General features: G+C 68.6%; 16 protein-coding genes and 1 pseudogene. 6 read left to right on the forward strand and 11 right to left on the reverse strand.

All coding sequences use genetic code 11. The annotated features are described in order from the left end of the window. Entirely contained in the window at positions 1-297 is a 297-nt protein-coding gene (gatC, locus tag E5206_RS16870) for an Asp-tRNA(Asn)/Glu-tRNA(Gln) amidotransferase subunit GatC (RefSeq protein ID WP_136323498.1), read from the reverse strand. Between the two features lie 158 nt (positions 298-455). Beyond that, entirely contained in the window at positions 456-1,931 is a 1,476-nt protein-coding gene (locus E5206_RS16875) for an SLC13 family permease (RefSeq protein ID WP_136323499.1), read from the reverse strand. Between the two features lie 168 nt (positions 1,932-2,099). Here E5206_RS16875 and E5206_RS16880 point away from each other — a divergent pair, with 168 nt between their 5' ends. Both E5206_RS16880 and E5206_RS16885 read left to right on the forward strand, forming a co-directional pair. Continuing rightward, the gene (locus tag E5206_RS16880) at positions 2,100-3,803 is read left to right on the forward strand and encodes a sensor histidine kinase (RefSeq protein ID WP_205759954.1); all 1,704 of its coding nucleotides are present in this window, start codon (positions 2,100-2,102) and stop codon (positions 3,801-3,803) included. After that, positions 3,796-4,443: pseudogene (locus E5206_RS16885) on the forward strand (response regulator); the annotation flags it as partial. The gene E5206_RS16880 and the pseudogene E5206_RS16885, both read left to right, overlap by 8 nt. 129 nt (positions 4,444-4,572) lie before the next feature. Here E5206_RS16885 and E5206_RS16890 read toward each other — a convergent pair. The 9 genes from E5206_RS16890 to E5206_RS16930 all read right to left on the reverse strand — a co-directional run bounded on the left by E5206_RS16890 (position 4,573) and on the right by E5206_RS16930 (position 13,340). Then, positions 4,573-4,956 carry a RidA family protein gene (locus E5206_RS16890; RefSeq protein WP_136323500.1) on the reverse strand — a complete coding sequence of 128 codons (384 nt, stop codon included), beginning with the start codon at positions 4,954-4,956 and terminating at the stop codon, positions 4,573-4,575. A gap of 32 nt (positions 4,957-4,988) precedes the next feature. Then, positions 4,989-5,501 (reverse strand): GNAT family N-acetyltransferase, encoded by a 513-nt coding sequence (locus E5206_RS16895; protein WP_136323501.1) that lies wholly within the window; start codon positions 5,499-5,501, stop codon positions 4,989-4,991. Between the two features lie 24 nt (positions 5,502-5,525). Then, on the reverse strand, positions 5,526-6,338 hold the full coding sequence (locus E5206_RS16900) for an inositol monophosphatase family protein (RefSeq protein ID WP_136323502.1): 813 nt from the start codon (positions 6,336-6,338) through the stop codon (positions 5,526-5,528). Then, complete coding sequence (gene ligA / locus E5206_RS16905) at positions 6,335-8,521, reverse strand: NAD-dependent DNA ligase LigA (RefSeq protein WP_240690203.1); 2,187 nt, start codon at positions 8,519-8,521, stop codon at positions 6,335-6,337. Before ligA ends, E5206_RS16900 begins: the two co-directional genes overlap by 4 nt. Positions 8,522-8,649: 128 nt before the next feature. Beyond that, positions 8,650-9,438 (reverse strand): protein phosphatase 2C domain-containing protein, encoded by a 789-nt coding sequence (locus tag E5206_RS16910; protein WP_136323504.1) that lies wholly within the window; start codon positions 9,436-9,438, stop codon positions 8,650-8,652. Positions 9,439-9,551: 113 nt separating this feature from the next. Beyond that, entirely contained in the window at positions 9,552-10,739 is a 1,188-nt protein-coding gene (locus E5206_RS16915; RefSeq protein WP_136323505.1) for an adenylate/guanylate cyclase domain-containing protein, read from the reverse strand. Then, positions 10,729-11,328, reverse strand: coding sequence for a PH domain-containing protein (locus tag E5206_RS16920; RefSeq protein WP_136323506.1), 600 nt, complete (start codon positions 11,326-11,328; stop codon positions 10,729-10,731). Before E5206_RS16920 ends, E5206_RS16915 begins: the two co-directional genes overlap by 11 nt. Further along, positions 11,321-12,277, reverse strand: coding sequence for a biotin--[acetyl-CoA-carboxylase] ligase (locus E5206_RS16925; protein ID WP_136323507.1), 957 nt, complete (start codon positions 12,275-12,277; stop codon positions 11,321-11,323). Before E5206_RS16925 ends, E5206_RS16920 begins: the two co-directional genes overlap by 8 nt. Before the next feature lie 172 nt (positions 12,278-12,449). Further along, the gene (locus E5206_RS16930) at positions 12,450-13,340 is read right to left on the reverse strand and encodes an NAD(P)-dependent oxidoreductase (protein ID WP_136323508.1); all 891 of its coding nucleotides are present in this window, start codon (positions 13,338-13,340) and stop codon (positions 12,450-12,452) included. A gap of 230 nt (positions 13,341-13,570) precedes the next feature. Here E5206_RS16930 and E5206_RS16935 point away from each other — a divergent pair, with 230 nt between their 5' ends. From E5206_RS16935 to E5206_RS16950, 4 genes are all read left to right on the forward strand, one after another. After that, the gene (locus E5206_RS16935; protein ID WP_136323509.1) at positions 13,571-15,154 is read left to right on the forward strand and encodes an acyl-CoA carboxylase subunit beta; all 1,584 of its coding nucleotides are present in this window, start codon (positions 13,571-13,573) and stop codon (positions 15,152-15,154) included. Then, positions 15,151-15,390, forward strand: a complete 240-nt coding sequence (locus E5206_RS16940) for an acyl-CoA carboxylase subunit epsilon (protein WP_240689803.1) — start codon at positions 15,151-15,153, stop codon at positions 15,388-15,390. The genes E5206_RS16935 and E5206_RS16940 overlap by 4 nt, the downstream gene beginning before the upstream one ends. A 136-nt stretch (positions 15,391-15,526) precedes the next feature. Next, complete coding sequence (locus E5206_RS16945; RefSeq protein WP_136323510.1) at positions 15,527-17,227, forward strand: DUF885 domain-containing protein; 1,701 nt, start codon at positions 15,527-15,529, stop codon at positions 17,225-17,227. 194 nt (positions 17,228-17,421) lie between these two features. Continuing rightward, the gene (locus E5206_RS16950; RefSeq protein ID WP_136323511.1) at positions 17,422-18,864 is read left to right on the forward strand and encodes a dicarboxylate/amino acid:cation symporter; all 1,443 of its coding nucleotides are present in this window, start codon (positions 17,422-17,424) and stop codon (positions 18,862-18,864) included. Positions 18,865-18,902 lie beyond the last annotated feature (38 nt).

Raw genomic sequence — 18,902 nt, forward strand, 5'->3', positions numbered from 1 at the left:
TTAGCCCTCATCCAGGATTGCCGGGACCTTGAAGCGGCCTTCGTAGGCGTCGGGGGCGCCGGAGAGTGCCTGCTCGGCGGTGAAAGTGTGGCCCACCACGTCCTCACGGAAGACGTTCGTCAGCGGGATCGGGTGGGAAGTGGCCGGGACGTCATCACCGGCGGCTTCACTGACGGATTTCACCGATTCAACGATGACGGCGAGTTCGCCGGCCATCCTGTCCAGCTCTTCAGCACTCATCTCGATGTGCGCGAGATGCGCGAGATGCGCGACGTCGTCGCGGTTGATCGCAGCCATGGATCTCCCCTGCAAGTTCGGATTATTTTCCGTCCCAGTCTACGTGTCCGGACGCCCTGCCGCCGTCCGCCGCCGGCCCAGGCAACGCGGGGTCAGCTACGGCCCATCCGGAAGGCCGGAATGGGCCGTAGCTGACCCCGCGTTGCTGTTTGGGTTTGTCAGCCGATGCCGATGGCTCCGGTTGCCACTCCAACTCCGAGCATTACGAGGGAGACGACGGCAGTGCGCCAGAGGACCTTCTTGTGGTGGTCGCCGAGATCCACCTTGGCGAGGGAGACCAGGAGCAGGATGGCCGGGACCAGGGGGCTCTGCAGGTGGAAGGGCTGGCCGGTGATGGAAGCCCGGGCCATTTCGGCGGCGCTGATGCCGTAGTGGGCTGCCGTTTCGCTGAGCACCGGCAGGACGCCGAAGTAGAAGGCGTCGTTGCTCATGAAGAACGTCATCGGGATGCTCAGGACCCCGGTAATGACGGCCATGAGCGGGCCCATGTCGGCGGGGATGATCTGGACCAGCCAGGTGGACATGGCCTTGACCATGCCGGTGCCGTTGAGGACACCGGTCAGGACCGCGGCGGCCATGACCATGCTGACCACGGCCACGATCGAAGGGGCGTGGGCGATGAGCTGGGCGCCCTGGTCCTTGAGCTTGGGGAAGTTGACCAGCAGGGCGAACGCGGAGCCCACCATAAACACGAACGGCAGCGGGACGAGGTCGGCGACCAGCAGGACCATAATGGCGACGGTGAGGCCCAGGTTGAACCACTGCAGCCTGGGCCGCAGGGTGGCGCGGTTGGGATCCAGAGCGGTGTCGGCCATGGCGGAGTCGCGCTCATCGACAAGGTCATCGGTGCGGTCCAGGATGGCCACCGAAGAGCCGCCGGCGGCGGCGGTTCCGCCGGCGGGGCCCGCAGCACGGGGACCACGGCCCTTGCGTCCGAAACCGAAGCGGCCGGCACCGGTACCACGGGTGGACGCGCCGCCGTCGGGCGTGTCAGCAGGGCCCCAGATTTCCGGGGCGGCGGAGCGGAGGCGGTTGCGTTCCTGCAGGCCCAGCAGCCAGGCGAAGACGAACACGACCACCAGGCCGGCAATGAGCGAGGGGATCATCGGGACAAAGACTTCGGAAACGCTGATCTTCAGCGCGGTGGCGGCACGGGCCGTCGGACCGCCCCAGGGCAGGATGTTCATGGTGCCGTTGGCCAGGCCGGCCACACAGGTCAGGACCACGGGGCTCATCTTCAGCCGCAGGTAGACCGGCAGCATTGCCGCGGTGGTCAGGATGAACGTGGTGGAGCCGTCACCGTCCAGGGAGACCGCGGCGGCGAGGATGGCCGTGCCCAGGACCACCTTGGCGGGGTCGTTGCCGAGCTTGCGCAGGATGAACCGGACCAGCGGGTCGAAGAGCCCGACGTCGATCATCAGGCCGAAGTAGATGATCGCGAACATCAACAGCGCGGCGGTCGACGTCATGGACTTCATCGAGTCAAGCACCATGGTGCCGATGCCCAGGCCTGCGCCGGCGAAGAGTCCGAAGATTGTGGGGACGATGATGAGCGCCAGCACCGGCGTCAGCTTCTTCGTCATGATCAGCACCATGAATACCGCGCTCATGGCGAATCCAAGTAATACCAGCACGGCCGGCTCCTTCTTGTGAACGGCACCACTCCGGTGTGATGCGCACTACAGACGTTAGAGTGGCGTCCGTCACGGCCGGCCCTTTGCCTCATTTGATTGGCATACTGCTTATTGGACGCATTTAGCTCATTGTGCTCACACGCCCTAAGCCGCCAGGGAAGGACCATCATGGAGAGAACATCCCGCCGTACTCCCCTGCGCTTTTCCACCCAGATGCTCCTGCTGCAGCTGGGCGTCGTGGCGCTGGTGGTGCTCCTGAGTAGCGCCGTCCATGCCTGGCTGAGCTACGACCGGCTGGGACGCGAAGCCGAGAACCAGGCCCTGACCCTGGCCCGGACCGTGGCCTCGGACCCGGGTGTGCGGGCGGAGGTCCAATCCATCAGCGCCCTTCCCGCCGCTCCCCCGGCGGCCGAGCTGCTCGCCGGTCCGCTGATGGCCGCCGCGGAAGGCGCCCGCGCCCGCACCGGGGCGCTGTTCGTCGTCATCACGGACGAGACCGGCATCCGCCTGGCGCACCCGGACGCCGAGCGGCTGGGCGAAAAGGTCAGCACGGACCCGTCCGAGGCCCTGGCCGGCAAGGAGGTCACCACCCGGAACACCGGCACACTGGGTCCCTCCGCCGGGGCCAAAGTCCCCGTGTTCGCCCCGGGCTCCGCCGCCGTCGTGGGCGAGGTGAGCGTCGGCTACTCCACGGAGACCATCGGCCAAAGCCTCGCCCGGGACATCATCCCCATTGCCCTGACCGCAGCCGGGGCCCTGATCGTCGGGGCGCTGGCGTCGTTCCTGTTGCGACGGCGGCTGCAGCGGCTGACGCTGGGACTGGAACCGGAAGAAATCAGTACCCTGGTCCATGACCAGGTGGCCGTGCTGCAGGGCGTGGACGACGGCGTGATCGGCGTTTCCGAGGACGGCCGGATCAGCGTCTTCAACGCGGCGGCCCAGCGGCTGCTCGGGGAGCCCGATCTGACCGGGACCTCCTGGGCCGGGGCGCCGGTGCCTGCCCGGCTGAAAGCGCTGACCAAGGCGGACGCGGCCGAGGGCGACGCGGTCGAGCTCGTGGCCGGCGGCAGGGTCCTGGTGGCGAGCGCCCGCAAGGCGCTGCACGGGCGCGAGGACCTGGGCTGGGTCCTCATGCTGCGTGACCGCACCGAGCTCCAGCAGCTGACCCGCCAGCTCGATGCCGTCGGTACCATGTCCGGCGCGCTCCGGGCCCAGCGGCACGAGTTCGCGAACCAGCTCCACACCATCGCCGGCTTCATGGGCATCGGACAGCACCGGCAGGCCCGTGAGTACGTCGCCGGGCTGGTGGCCACGGGTCCGCTGAAATTCCCGGTCGACCAGGCCGGGCTGCTCCAGGACCCGTACCTCCAGGCCTTCCTGGGGGCCAAGGGGGTGGAAGCCGACGAGCGTGGTGTTACCCTGCGGCTCGGGCCGGAAACCCAGGTCCGCGGCCAGGTCACCGAACCGCAGGAGGTCACCACCGTCCTCGGCAACCTGGTCGACAACGCCGTGAATGCCGCCGTCGCCGGCTCCTCACCGGAGCGCTGGGTCGAGGTGGAGATCCTGGACGAACCCGGCACCGGATCCGACGGAGGCACGCTGCATATCGTCGTCGGCGATTCCGGCGACGGGCTGCCCGCCGCCGGGACCGGAGCGGACACCGCGTTCGCGGAGGGGTTCACGACGTCGGAACGGCCGGCCCGGACGGGGGCAGGCCAGGGGCTGGGGCTGGCGCTGGCCCGCCAGCTGGCCCGCCGCCGCGGCGGGGACGTGCGGGTGCTGGACCAGGGCTCCCCCGGCGGCCCCGGAGCGGTGTTCATGGCCACGCTGCCGGGAGCGACAAAGCCCAACGAAAGGGACAACGATGCCTGAGGATTTCAGGGTGCTGATTGTGGATGATGATTTCCACGTCGCCAAGCTGCATGCCGCCTATGTGGATTCGGTGGCGGGGTTCGTGGCGCTGCCGACGGCCGGCTCCGCCTCTCAGGCGCTGCAGGCCATCCACAGCCTGCGCCCGGACCTGGTGCTGCTGGACGTCTACCTGCCCGATGCCTCCGGGCTGGATCTGCTGCACCAGCTGGATGTGGACACCATGATCCTCAGCGCAGCCTCGGACGCTGCGTCCCTCCGGCTCGCGTTCCGGCGCGGGGCCCTGGGCTACCTGCTCAAGCCGTTCACCGCGGAAGCCCTCTCGCAGCAGCTGCGCTCTTATGCCCGGTACCGGCGTATCCTGGCCCAGCCGGGGGCGGCGGACCAGCACACGGTGGAACGCGCCAAGCGCGCCCTCATCCCGGGCGACGTCATTGCCTCGGCCAGGCCCCGGTCTGCCACCGAGGCCACGGTGCTGGAATCCCTGGTGCCGGGCGAGCAGTATTCCGCCGCCGAGGTCGCCGGGAGGGTGGGAGTGTCCCGGGCCACCGCCCAGCGGTACCTGTCAGCGCTCGCCGACGACGGCGCCGTGGAAATCCAGCTGCGCTACGGCACTACCGGGCGGCCCGAACACCGCTACGGCTGCCGGCAACACCCGGCTGATGCCCCGGACAACCAACGCGGGGTCACTTCCGGCCCATCCCGGGGTTCGGGATGGGCCGGAAGTGACCCCGCGTTGCGGTTAGTTGCGGTTAGTTGCCGTTAGTTGCGGTTAGTTGACGCTCTTCTGGGCGACGAGTTCGATCTCGACCAGCATCTTGGGGTCCAGGAACGGCAGCACGTGGACCAGTGCGAGGGCAGGGCGGATCCCGCCGAAGACCTCGCCGTGGGCGCGCCCGGCTTCCTCCCACTGGCTGATGTCCGTCAGGTACAGCTTGGACTGCACGACGTCGGCGTAGTCGAAGCCGGCGTCGGCCAGCACGGCCCCCAGCTTTTCCAGGATGTAGCGGGTCTGGGTGTAGAAGTCCTGGCCCACGACGCCGTCGTCACCGCTGGCCGCGGTGGCGGAGATGTAGAGGGTGTTGTCCACCTGGACGGCGCGGGAGTAGCCGACCTTCTCTTCCCAGGTGGAGCCGGTGCCGAATGTCTTGCGCATGGTGTGCCTTTCGCGGTTGGGTCGGCACCACTTTAGGTCGGCCCGACGTCCTGCCGGTAAACCAGCAGCTTTATGTCGGTGCCCGGCACCAGCCAGTCCCGCTCCGGGACCCGGCGGAAACCCGTCTTCCGGTACAGCCCGTGGGCACTTTCCCAGCTCACGCCCGTGGTCAGGGCCACCGCCCTGATCCCGGGCAGCGACCTGGCATGCTCGATGATGGCCTCGATCATGGCCTTGCCGGCGCCGCTGCGCTGTACAGCCGGGTCCACCACGAGCATGCGGAACTCCAGCTCGTCGCTCCGGGCGATGTCGGCGTAGGGCTCCCCCGCCACGGCGAGCGTCACGGACCCCACGACCTGGCCCGCGCGTTCCGCCACCCAGATGGTGGCCTTCGCCGCCCGCTCTTCAACATCCTGGACCTGCCGCATATAGGGGTGGTCGGCGCTTTCGAAATAGCCCGCGGCCAGGTAGGACTCCCTGGTGATGCGGGCAATGGCGTCGTAATCGGCCGGAACTGCGGGACGGATGAGGATCTGCGGATGCACCTGTCCATGGTACGGGCCGGCCCCTCAGAGCGGGAACGTGCCGGAGAGTTCCAGGGTGCCGGCGCAGGTCCAGGATGCCAGCCGTTCACCGTCGGACGGGCCGCCGGCCAGCGGGCTGGTCAGCCGCGGCCGGCGCACCCAGCAGCCGGCCTCCTCGGCGATCAGGGCGCCCGCGGCGAAATCGTGTTCGTTCAGGCCGCGTTCGCCGTACGCGTCGTGGGTGCCGTCGGCCACGAGGCACAGGTCCAGTGCCGCGGAGCCGAGGCGGCGCACATCGGCGAAGCCCGCCATGATGCTGCCGAGACCGGCCGACTGTTCCGCCCGGACGGCCGGGTCGTAGCTGAAGCCGGTGGCCAGGATCTGCCCGGTGCGTCCGGGGACGGGGCCGTTGAGCTGGGTCAGCTGCCCCTTCTCCTGGAGCCAGGCGCCGTGTCCGCGGGCGGCGAAGTAGGTCCGGCCCAGCGCCGGGGCGTTGACGACGCCGGCCAGCCAGACGCCGTCGGGGTCCGCCACAGCCACGGAGGTGCCGTAGTAGACGATGTTCCGGATGAAGTTCGTGGTGCCGTCGAGTGGATCGATGGACCAGCGGTAGCCGCTCGGCGTGTCCGGCAGGACGGTCCCGCCCTCCTCTCCCGTGATGATGTCCTGGGGCCGGGCCGTAGTGATGATGTCCCGGACGGCGGCCTCGGCGGCAACGTCGAAGGCGGTCACCCAGTCCCCGGAATCGCCCTTGTTGCTGACGTCCAGGGCAGCGGCGTTGCGGGTGGCCAGGACGGCCGCCCCGGCTGCTGCCGCCGCTTTGGCAAGTTCCAGTAAGGCTGCGGGGTCCGCATTCATTCGGCTACCACTTTCTGGGTTTCTTCCTTGTCGGAAGCGTTGGGCGGGCCGTCGGCGAGCAGGGCGCGGAAGCCGTCCTCGTCCAGGACCGGGACGCCGAGCTGCTCGGCCTTGTCCAGCTTGGTGCCGGAGTTCTCGCCGGCCACGACATAGCTCGTGTTCTTGGACACCGATCCGGCAGCCTTGCCGCCGCGGATCAGGATCGCTTCCTTCGCCTCGTCCCGGCTGAAGCCCTCGAGGCTGCCCGTCACGACGATCGTCAGCCCTTCCAGGGTCCGTGGCATGGACTCGTCGCGCTCGTCTTCCATCCGCACGCCGTCGACCGCCCAGCTCGCCACGATCTCGCGGTGCCAGTCCTCGGCGAACCATTCCTTCAGCGCGGCGGCGATCACCGGCCCGACGCCGTCGACGTGGGCGAGCTCCTCCTCGGAGGCCTGCCGGATGGCGTCCATACTGCGGAACGCCGTGGCCAGCGCCCTCGAAGCCCGCGGCCCGACGTGCCGGATGGACAGCGCCACAAGCACGCGCCAGAGGGGCTGGGTTTTTGCCTTTTCGAGTTCTTTGAAGAGTTTGTCGGTGGTGGCGGTCGGCTTGGACGGCGTCTTGGCGGTGCCCTTGCTGTAGAAGTAGGGCACGAGCTCGAACTCGCCGGTGGCCACGCCCTTGGACCGCTTTTCCCGCCGGATCCGGACGTTGGCGAGGTCTTCGGGTTTGAGCCGGAACAGCGTCGCCTCGGTGGTCAGCGGCGGCGTTTCCGGCTCGGCCGGCTGGGTCAGGGCGATGGCGGCTTCCCAGCCGAGCGCCTCGATATCGAAGGCGCCGCGGCCGGCCAGGTGGAAGACGCGTTCGCGCAGCTGCGCCGGGCAGGAGCGGGAATTGGGGCAGCGGATGTCGACGTCCCCCTCCTTGGCCGGGGCCAGGGGTGTGCCGCAGGCGGGGCATTCGGTGGGCATAACGAAGTCCCGGACCGGCGGATCCTGCTGGTCCCGGAGGGCCAGGACCGGGCCGACGATCTCCGGGATGACATCCCCGGCCTTGCGCAGCACCACGATGTCGCCGATCTTCACGCCCTTGGCCTTGACGACCTCCTGGTTGTGCAGGGTGGCCATTTCCACCGTGGAGCCTGCCACCTTGACCGGTTCCATCACGCCGTACGGGGTGACCCGGCCGGTGCGGCCCACGTTCACCTGGATGTCCAGCAGCTTGGTGTGGACTTCCTCGGGCGGGTACTTGTAGGCCACGGCCCAGCGCGGCACGCGGGATGTGTAGCCGAGCGCCCGCTGGGTGGCGAAGGCGTCCACCTTGACCACGATGCCGTCAATCTCGTGCGTAAGGCTGTGACGCTTGTCCCCGTAGCGGGTGATGAATTCCAGCACGTCCTTGAGGGTTGGAAGGACCTCGAAGTACGGGCTGGTGGGCAGCCCCCACGCGGCGAGCTGGCGGTAGGTCTCCGACTGGCTGGCCGTCTCGAGCCCTTCGCGGGCGCCGATGCCGTGCACATACATGCGCAGTGGCCGCTTGGCGGTCTCCGCCGGGTCCTTCTGCCGCAGAGACCCGGCGGCGGCGTTGCGCGGGTTGGCCAGCGGCGCCTTGCCCGCCTCGATCAGGGCCTCGTTGAATTCGGCGAAGGCCTTGGACGGGATGAAGACCTCGCCGCGGACCTCCATCTCGGCCGGGAAGTTGCCGCCGGTGAGCTTTTGCGGGATTTCCCTGATGGTCAGGACGTTGTGGGTGATGTCCTCACCGGTGGTGCCGTCGCCGCGGGTGGCGGCGCGGACCAGTACGCCGTCGCGGTAGAGAAGGTTGACGGCCAGGCCGTCGATCTTGAGTTCGGTGAGCCAGGACGGCGTTCCGTTGCCGAGCCTGGCGATGTTGGCTTCCGCCTTGGCAATCCAGGCCTCCAGCTCCGCCAGCGAAAAGACGTCCTCCAGGCTGTACATGCGCTGCAGATGTTCGACGGCGGCGAACGCGGCGGACACCTCGCCGCCGACCTCCTGGGTGGGCGAATCGTTGGCGACGAGTTCGGGGTGCATGGCCTCGAGCGTCTCCAGCCGCCGGTAGAGTTCGTCGAACTCGGCGTCGGAGATGATCGGCGCATCCTCCTGGTAGTACGCGAAGCGGTGCTTGCGGACCTGCTCGACGAGGTCCTCGTACTCTTCGCGGACGGCCCCGGAGGGGACCAGCCCGCCCGCCTGATCCTGCCCTTCGCCCGGTACGTCACGCTGTGTTGCGGTGCCTGCCGCAGTCTTCCCTGTACTCACAGGACTATCCTGCCCTAGATCGCGGCCGTTGTCCGGCCGGCGGGGTCCGGTCAGCCCGCGGCGGGTCCGGCGTCGAGACCGGCGTCGACGACAATCGCGGTGACGTTGTCCCGGCCGCCGCTGCGCAGGGCCGCCTGGATCAGTTCGTCAACGGCCTGCTGCGGATCCGCCTCGGACGTCAGGATGCGGGCGATCCGGTCGTCGTCCAGTTCACCGTTGAGTCCGTCGGAGCAGACCAGCATCCGGTCGCCGTCCTCGATCGGCAGGAGCCAGAAGTCGGCCTCCGTCTCATCCCCGCTGCCGAGGGCGCGCGTCACCACGTGCCGGCGCGGATGGACCGCGGCCTGGGCTCGGGTGATCTGGCCGGCGTCGACCAGTTCCTGGACTTCGGAGTGGTCAACGCTGACCTGGCTGAGCGTGCCGTGGCTGAGCCGGTAGGTGCGCGAGTCGCCGATGTTCAGGACCAGCCAGTAGGCAACGCCCAGTTGTTCCACCACCACGACGCCGGAGAGCGTGGTCCCGGCGAGGGATCCGGTGGCCTCGCGGATGCCCTCGTCCGCCGCGTACAGATATTGCTGGACGACGCCGGCGGTGGCGTCCCGGCCCCCGCCGGCCAGCTGGGGGATCCCGGCGAGGGTGCGCACGCAGATGCCGCTGGCCACCTCCCCTGCCTCGTGCCCGCCCATGCCGTCCGCGACGGCGAAGACGGGATCGGCGGCGATGAAGGAATCCTCGTTCGTCTCACGGCGCAGGCCCCGGTCCGTGCCGTACCCGCAGCGCAGCCGCAGTCCCTGCTTCCCTTGCGGAGCAGGGATGGGGGCGTCCGGCTCTGGATTCATGACAGTCCTAGCTAAGGCATCGCTGGCGAAAACTACGGCGGTCCGGGGCCCTGCCGGGCTGCAACCGCCGGTCCGACTATTGCATACGGGCCTGCAGGTGGGAAGCCCGGGCCTCAGTCCAGGACGAGGCCCCGGCCGCGGCCGCGCAGGAGCTGCACCGGATGGATCTCGCCGAAGCCGCGGACGTCCTCGGCCGGGCGCGGCACCAGGACGAAGCGTTCGTCCTGGTCCAGGGCAGCCGCGGTCATGGAGTCCACCAGCACCGTTCCCGGGTCCGCCAGCGCGGTGAGCCGTGCGGCGAGGTTGACGGTCGGCCCGTAAATGTCCCCCAGCCGGGAGAGGATGCGGCCCCACACCATGGCGACCCGGGCTTCCGGCAGGATCTCATCCTCCGTGAAGGCCTGGCACAGGGCCAGCGAGATCTCGGCGCCGGCCGCGGGGGTCTCGGCAATGTACAGGACCTCATCGCCCACCGTCTTCACGAGCCGGCCGCCGCCGACGGAAATGATCTCGGCGCACTTGTTCTCGAAGCGCTGCACGAGCTGGGCAAGCGTTTTTTCGTTCATGCGCCGGGACAGGCTCGTGTAGGAGACCAGGTCCGCGAAGCCGACGGCGCGGGCGAGCGGCAGCGGGGCATCGTCCTCGTCGCCTTCGCGGCCTTCCTCGCTGGACGCCAGCCCGGCCTCGGCGCGCAGGGCCAGCCGCTGGACCCCGGCGTTGAGCTGGCGGCGCCAGGAGTAGACGAGCATTTCCTCAAGGGCGTCCACAAGGGACGGCAGTTCGCTCACCAGCCGCTTGCGGGCCACCGCATCGGTGACGCCCTGCTTCTGCACCATGTCTTCAACGAGGGCTTCGATCTGCCACACCACCATGCGGTCGGTCATCTGGCCGATGGAGCGGGTGACGGAAATCGCGGCTTCCTCGGTCAGTTTGCCCGCCCGCACCAGGTCCACCACGGTGTTCAGCGCCGCCTGGTCCCGCTCGGTGAAGGCGACGTCTTCATCCCCGAAGTTGGGGAAGCCCAGGGCGCGCCAGAGTTTCCGGGCGGACAGAAGGGAGAGCCCGGCGCCCGCGGCGACTTCCCGACGGCGGAGCTTGCGTTCGCCGCCGAGCAGCCGGGTTTCCAGGGCCTTGGCGGCGAGGCGTTCGGCAAGCCGCTCAGCGGAGACGGTGCCGGTCCGCGGGGCATCGGTGTCAAACACGGCTGCTTCGAGAGCGGCGGCGTCGACGACGGCGTCAGCGTCCTGCGACGGCTCCCCGGCCACGAGTCCGGTCTCTTGGTGGACGTTCTCAGCGTTCATCTCTTCCACCTTCTCTCGTCTCCCACGGCCAGGCCCCCTCGGGGTGATGCATCATGCCTTCGGCCCCAGGCGTCCCGCCCGGTGGCAGGCCGTCGATGGCATCCAGTACGAAGTTTCGGAACGTCGCGGCCTCCGGGACGTCGGGGACCACCGTGCTGGAGGGGTGTCCGGTATCCAAGGATATATTCCCGGACCGCAATGCGCGTTGAAGCAACGACTGCTCAATAAGCACATTACGGACAGCGGCCAAAGAAACCTGCTGATCGCGCCGCCGGAGCATGCCGTAACGGGCAACCAAGCGCTGGCTGGTCAGGGTGTAGCGGGTGGCATGCCACCTCAGCACGCGCGGCAGGCAGTAGCCCAGCAGTACCCACGCCGCCAGCGCCACGCAGACCGCGACAAGCCAGGCCGTCCAGTCCTTCGTGACGAGCGGGACCAGCTTGCCGGGGCCACCTTTCACAATCCAGGCGCTGGCATAGGCGGCCAGGGCGGGAACCACAACGAACAACAGCGCCGGAACAATCAGCGTCCGGGGCTGGGGCCGGGTCACCACAATCACTTGCTCTCCCGGCAGGAGCTCTTTACGCATAGCCGCTCTCGGCGCCGCCGGCATCCGATCCGGCTGCATCGTCCCCGGCATCTGATCCGGTGCCCGGTGGGGTCCAGGGGCGCAGGTGCACCACATCACCGGCGGTCACCACGTGCTCATGGCCGGCTGCGTCGACCACCATGAGGGAGCCGTACTCATCCAGCCGCGAGGCGTGGCCGATGATTTCATGGTCGCCGGGGAGCTGCGCGCGGACCTGCTTGCCGAGGGTGCTGAGCAGGTGCTCCACCCGCTTGTGCAGCGAGGGGCCGCCGGCCATGCCGGCGGCCGGGTCGCCGTCGGCGTTGCAGAAGCTCCGGTAGAGGGCGGCGAAGCGGGACAGATAGCTCTTCAACAGTGCCGTGCGGTTCACGGTGGCCGGATTTTCCAGCAGCACGGAGGTGGCGGTGGGAACCGGCAGTTCGGCCTCCGTGAGGGTCACGTTGAGCCCGGTGCCGAGTACCACGGGCGGCACCGCACCGTCACCCAGGGGGCCGAGCTGGGCGAGGATCCCGGCGATCTTCCTGCCGCGCACCAGGACGTCGTTGGGCCACTTGAGCTCGGCCGGAATGCCCGCGGTTTCGAGCAGCGCCTCGCGCAGTGCCAGCGCCGCGAGCAGCGAGAGCCAGGAGTAGCTCTGGGTCGGCAACGGCCGTCCCTCGGCGTTGACCGGCCGGAGCACGATCGAGACGGAGAGGGAACTGCGGGCCGGTGCTTCCCAGCGGCGGTCCAGCCGGCCGCGGGCGGCGCTCTGGTATTCGGCGGCAAGCACGGAGAGGTCGGGCCACGCATCCGGATCCTCGGTCACGCCGCGCAGCAGGTCCGCGTTGGTGGACCCGGTGGACTCCACGACGGCCAGTTGCGGGATGCCGTTGGCGGAGAGGAACGCCCCGTCGCACAGGGCATTCTGGTCCAACGGCGGGCGGTCCGGGGTTTCCTGTGCGGCTTCCATGCTTGAATCCTACCGAGTTACCACCCCTCCGGCTCCGGCCCGGTCCGCGGAAGCTCCCCGCCTTTGGCCGGCAGCTCCGGCGGGTCGGCCGGACATGCCGGGGATTTTCGGCCCCGGGTCCTCAAACGCGGGGAAGTTCCGCAGGCCAGGCGGCTGAAAACAGTCAGCAAGTTCAGAGGAAAATGTCAGGGACCAGCCGGTCCTCCGGCACCCCGGGGCTGTACGGGGTGAAGTCCGTGACGCCGGCCGCGGCGAGGACCTGCTCATCGGTGTAGAAGTTCCCGCTCCGGCTGCCCGAATCCGGAACCGCGTTGCTTCCGGTCAGCACGGCGTGGGCCGCGTCGGCCATGATCCCGGAACCACGGGCGCCCTTGACGATCATCTCGCCGCCCGGCATGTTCCGGATCGCGGCGGTGTCGACCAGGGTGCAGGGCCAGAGCGAGTTCACCCGGATGCCGTCCTCCTTGAGCTCCTCGGCCAGCCCCAGGGTGGTCAGGCTCATGCCGTACTTCGCCATGGTGTACGCCAGGTGCAGGCCTGCCCATTTGGGATCCAGGTTCAGCGGTGGGGAGAGCGTCAGGATCTGCCCGGCGTCGGATTCGCGCAGTGCCGGCAGGGCGAGCTTGGAGAGCAGGAAGGTGCCGCGGACGTTGATGTCCTGCATCAGGTCGTAGCGCTTCATGTCCACGGCGTCGGTCCTGGACAGGTCGATGGCGGAGGCGTTGTTGATGACGATGTCGATCCCGCCGAAGCGTCCGACGGCGGCGGCAACCGCACCGGCGACGTCGTCGTCATCGCGCACATCCCCCACGAGGGGCAGCGCCTCGCCGCCGGCGGCCCGGATCTGTTCGGCAGCGGAGTGGACCGTGCCTTCCAGCCTGGCGTGCGGCTGGCCGGTCTTGGCCATCAGCACGATGTTGGCGCCGTCCCGGGCCGCCCGGGTGGCGATGGCCAGACCGATCCCCCGGCTGCCGCCGGAGATGAGGATGGTGCGGCCCCGGAGGGAACCGGCGGGCTGGTACGGGCCTGAGACGGGGCCCGAGGCATCGTTGCTTGAAGTCATGAGCACACTGTAGCCGACTGATGTTACTCATGGGTAACATTGTTGGCGGCGAGGAAACGGGGGAAAATTGTAGGTTTTCTACAGCGGCATGGGCCGCCGGCATCACTAGACTTGCCATCAGGGCCCTGGCGAACGTCCCCGAGTTTTGTGCGGAATCCACTTAAACCGGTGCGCGGTACAGGGCCAGCGACTACCCGTACCACCATCAGCTACAGAGCCGGAGACACTCGATGAGCCACGATCTGACCACGACTGCGGGAAAGATTGCAGACTTCCGTGACCGCCAGGTGCGCGCCGAGCAACCCTCCGGACCGGAAGCCATCGAGAAGCAGCATGCGCGGGGCAAGAACACGGCCCGCGAGCGCATCGACCTGCTGCTCGACGCCGGCTCCTTCGTCGAGTTTGACGCCCTGGCGGTGCACCGCTCCACGGCCTTCGGGATGGAAAAGAAGAAGCCGCTCGGCGACGGCCTCGTCTCCGGCTACGGCACGGTGGACGGCCGGCCCGTCGCCGTCTACAGCCAGGACTTCTCGGTCTATGGCGGCTCGCTGAGCCAGGTCAACGGCGAGAAGATCGTCAAGGTCCAAGAGTTCGCGTTGCGCAACGGCTGCCCCGTGGTGGGCATCCTCGACGGCGGCGGCGCCCGCATCCAGGAAGGCGTCGCCTCGCTGGCCATGTTCGCGGACATCTTCCGCAACAACGTCCACGCCTCCGGCGTCGTCCCGCAGATCTCCCTCATCATGGGCCCGTCCGCCGGCGGCGCCGCCTACTCCCCCGCGCTGACCGACTATGTGGTGATGGTGGACAAGACCTCGCACATGTTCATCACCGGCCCGGACGTGATCAAGACCGTCACGGGCGAAGACGTGGACATGGAAACCCTCGGAGGCGCCCGCCAGCACAACTCCACCACGGGAACCTCCACCTACCTCGCCTCCGATGAGACCGACGCGATCGAATTCGTCCGCGAACTGCTCGACTTCCTGCCCTCCAACAACCTCGCCGAGGCCCCCGTGCTCGGTCACGCGCAGGAGCTGGAGCCCGACGACGAGGACCTCGCCCTCGACGCCCTCATCCCGGACTCGGCCAACCAGCCCTATGACATGCGCAAGGTCATCGAGCAGATCGTGGATGACGCCCACTTCCTGGAGATGCAGTCCCTCTACGCCCCGAACGTGATCATCGGCTACGGCCGGGTCGAGGGCCACACGGTGGGGATCGTGGCCAACCAGCCCATGCAGTTCGCCGGCACCCTGGACATCGCCGCCTCGGAAAAGGCCGCCCGCTTCGTGCGGCACTGCGACGCCTTCAACATCCCCATCATCACGCTGGTGGATGTGCCGGGCTTCCTGCCGGGCAAGGACCAGGAGTTCCAGGGCATCATCCGCCGCGGCGCCAAACTGCTCTACGCCTACGCCGAGGCCACAGTTCCCAAGCTGACCGTGATCACGCGCAAGGCGTATGGCGGGGCGTACATCGTGATGGGTTCCAAGAAGCTCGGCGCGGACCTGAACTTCGCCTGGCCCACCGCGCAGATCGGCGTCATGGGCGCCCAGGGCGCGGTCAACATCCTGTACCGCCGCGAGCTCGCGGCCGTGGCGGAGGCCGGCGGCGATGTCGAGGCCAAGCGCGCCGAGGTCATCCGCCAGTACGAGGAAGAGCTGCTCAACCCGTACCAGGCCGCGCAGTTGGGCTACGTGGACGCCGTCATCGCCCCGTCCGAAACCCGCGTGCAGATCATCAAGGGCCTGCGCGCCCTGCGGGACAAACGGGCCCCCCTGCCCGCCAAGAAGCACGGGAACATCCCGCTGTGATCCCCGCCGATCCGCCGGTGGGACCTGTCGACGCTCCAGACGCACCCGTGCTCGCCGTTGTGAAGGGTGAGCCGACGCCGGAGGAACTGGCCGCGCTGACCGCCGTCGTGCTGTCCCTGGGACAGGGGCAACCGGCGGCGCCGGAGAAGCCGAGCGCCCGGCACTGGGTCCGCCGGCAGCAGCTGCGGCTCGCCCCGAAGCCCGGCCCCGATGCCTGGCGCCGCAGCCGCGGCTGACGCCCCCTGGAAGGAAAACGCGAAGGACTGCGGCGAAGGAAGACGGCGTAGGAGGACGGCACAGGAAGGCTGCAACCCACCGCGGAAAAGTTCAGCAACCCTTTCATAACCGCCGGGGCCCGGCTAGTCTCGTCGGGTGACTACCGAAACCACCGCTTCCGAAAACACGTCCGGGGTGCGCGCGAAGACCGCCATCGATGCCGTTGCCGATGCCTACACGGACGCCCTGATCCGGCTTAACCCGAGCTTCGCCACCGAGCTCGGCCTGCCGGGCCACGAGACCGGGTACCAGGACTTCTCCCCTGCGGGCCAGGAGGAATTCGCCGCCGCGGCGCGGGAAGCCCTCGCAGGCCTGGACGGCCTGGAGCCGGCCGACGACGTCGACGCCGTCACCCTTGATGCCATGCGCGAGCGGCTGGGCCTGAAGCTGGAGATCCACGCCTCCGGCTGGGATCTGGCCGAGCTGAACAACATCGCCTCCCCGCCGCAGGAGATCCGTGCGATCTTCGACCTGATGCCCACCGACACCGCCGGCCAGTGGGGCCACATCGCCGGCCGGGCGCACAACGTCCCCGCCGCGATCGGCGGCTACATCGACTCGCTGCGGGCCGCGAAGGAGGACGGCAAAGTCGCCGCAGCCCGCCAGGTCTCGATCGTGATCGAGCAGGTCACCAAGTACGCCGCAGGGGACGGCTTTTTCGCGAAGCTCGCGGCCGGCGCCAAGACCGCCGAGGGGCCGCTGTCGCCGGAACTGCAGTCTACGCTCGACGCCGGTGCTGCCGCCGCGCGTGCCGCCTACTCCCGGCTGGCCGGCTTCCTGGAGTCCGAACTGCTGCCCGTGGCCCCCGCCAAGGACGCCGTCGGCCGCGAGCGCTATGCCCTTGCCTCCCGCGAGTTCCTGGGCGCCACGGTGGATCTCGAGGAGACCTACGCGTGGGGTGTGCAGGACCTTGACCGCATCGTCGCCGAGCAGGAACGCGTGGCCGCGCAGATCCGGCCCGGTGCCACGATCGAGGAGGCCAAGGAGATCCTGAACAACGATCCCGCCCGCCGGATCAAGGGCACCGACGCCCTGAAGGCCTGGATGCAAGGCCTCTCGGACCGGGCCGTGGCGGACCTCGCGGGCGTCCACTTCGAGATCCCGGACGTCATGAAGAAGCTCGAATGCCGGATTGCGCCGACGGACGAGGGCGGCATCTACTACACCGGCCCTTCGGACGACTTCAGCCGCCCCGGCCGCATGTGGTGGTCCGTGCCGCCGGGCGAGGACACCTTCACCACGTGGGCCCAAACCACCACCGTGTTCCACGAGGGCGTCCCCGGCCACCACCTGCAGATTGGCACCGCCACCTACCGCCGGGAACTGCTGAACAAGTGGCGCCGCAACGTCTGCTGGACCTCCGGCCATGGCGAGGGCTGGGCGCTGTACGCCGAGAAGCTGATGGCGGAACTGGGCTACCTCACGGATCCGGGTGACCACATGGGCATGCTGGATATGCAGCGGATGCGGGCCGCCCGCGTGGTGTTCGACATCGGTGTGCACCTCGAGCTCGAGGTACCCGAACGATGGGGCTCGGGGACCTGGACCTCGGAGAAGGGCCTCGGGTTCCTCCGTGCCAACCTCCCGGACAGCGAAGGCCAGCTGCAGTTCGAATTCGTCCGCTACCTCGGCTGGCCGGGCCAGGCCCCCTCCTACAAGGTGGGCCAGCGGCTGTGGGAGCAGATCCGCGCCGAGCTGGAAACCCGGCCCGGCTTCGAGCTCAAGGCCTTCCACACCAAGGCCCTGAACATCGGCTCCGTGGGGCTCGACACCCTCAAGCGCGCACTGCTGGGGTAAGGCCTCGACCACCCGCCGTGCCGGAGGTCGGCCCTATCAGCGAGACGCTTGCCACATGCTTGCCGGGAATAACTTCACAAAAGTGCCCAGATCCAGCGATTTTCAGACGATGTGACGATGGCCCGGGAATTTCCTGGCGTAACGTTCCTCAATATCGAGTGGAAGCTGTATCTTACCCGGCCTAGCGTGTTCCGGTGAGCACTCAGACAAGCACCCCCTCCCGCGCAGGAAAGCCCGGTTTCCAGCTGCCCAAATGGGCCGGATCGTTCGGTTTCCAGATCATCGCCGCCCTGGTCGTCGGCCTCGGCCTTGGCCTTCTCGCCAAGTACACCGGCAGCACCAAGGCAAACCCCAACGCCCTCGGCACCACGCTGCAGACCATCGGCTCGAGCTACGTCTCGCTGCTGCAGACTGCCGTCGTCCCCCTCATCTTCACCGCCGTCGTCAGCTCCATCTCCAACCTCCGCGCAGTCTCCAACGCTGCCCGGCTGGCCTGGAACACGCTGCTCTGGTTCGCGATCAGCTCGCTGATCGCCGTACTGATCGGCATCGGCCTGGGCGTGCTGCTGCAGCCCGGCGCCAACACCGGCATTTCCCAGCAGGCCAAGTACACCGGCAAGTCCGGTGACTGGTGGGCCTTCCTGACCGGCCTGTTCCCCAAGAACTTCCTCGGCCTCGGCGCAAGCACCACCGTCACCGACGGCGTCGCCACCACCGCTGTGAGCTTCAACGTGCTCCAGATCCTGGTGATCGCCATCGCCGTCGGCGTCGCGGCCCTCAAGGCGGGCACAGCCGCCGAGCCGTTCCTGAACCTCAACGCCTCCGCCCTCGCCGTGATCCAGAGGGTGCTCTGGTGGATCATCCGCATTGCACCGCTCGGTACCGTCGGCCTGATCGGCAACGCAGTCGCCGTCTACGGCTGGGACACCATCGGCTCGCTGGGCAAGTTCACCGTCGCCATCTACATCGGCCTGGCCCTTGTCCTGTTCGTGGTCTACCCCATCCTGATCCGCAGCCACGGCCTGTCCATCAGGCAGTACTTCTCCGGCGTCTGGCCCGCAGTGCAGCTGGCCTTCGTCTCGCGCTCCTCGATCGGCACCCTGCCGCTGACCCAGCGCGTGACCGAGCGGAACCTGGGCGTCCCCCGCCCCTACGCCTCCTTCTCGGTGCCGCTGGGCGCCACCACCAAGATGGACGGTTGCGCCGCGATCTACCCGTCCATCGCAGCGATCTTCGTGGCGCAGTTCTTCGGCATCCAGCTCGACTTTACCCAGTATCTGCTGATCGTTCTCGTCTCCGTGCTCGGCTCGGCCGCGACGGCAGGCACCACCGGCGCCGTCGTCATGCTGACCCTGACGCTCTCAACGTTGGGACTGCCGCTGGCCGGCGTCGGCCTGCTGCTGGCGATCGACCCGATTCTGGACATGGGCCGCACCGCCGTCAACGTGGCCGGGCAGGCGCTCGTCCCGGCTATCGTGGCCAAGCGCCAGGGCATGCTGGACGAGGTGCTCTACAACGCACCGCGCAACGGTGATCCGTTCGCGGACGACGTCGACGCCGCCGCCGTCGACCCTTCCGCTGCCGCTGCTTCCGCGGCGCCCCAGGAAAGCCGCGAACTGGCCGGTGCCAAAGCCTGACCTCGCTGCGAAACAGTAGCGTTACGCCGAAGAAGTCC

It is taken from the genome of Arthrobacter sp. PAMC25564 (assembly GCF_004798705.1).
Classification (GTDB): domain Bacteria; phylum Actinomycetota; class Actinomycetes; order Actinomycetales; family Micrococcaceae; genus Arthrobacter.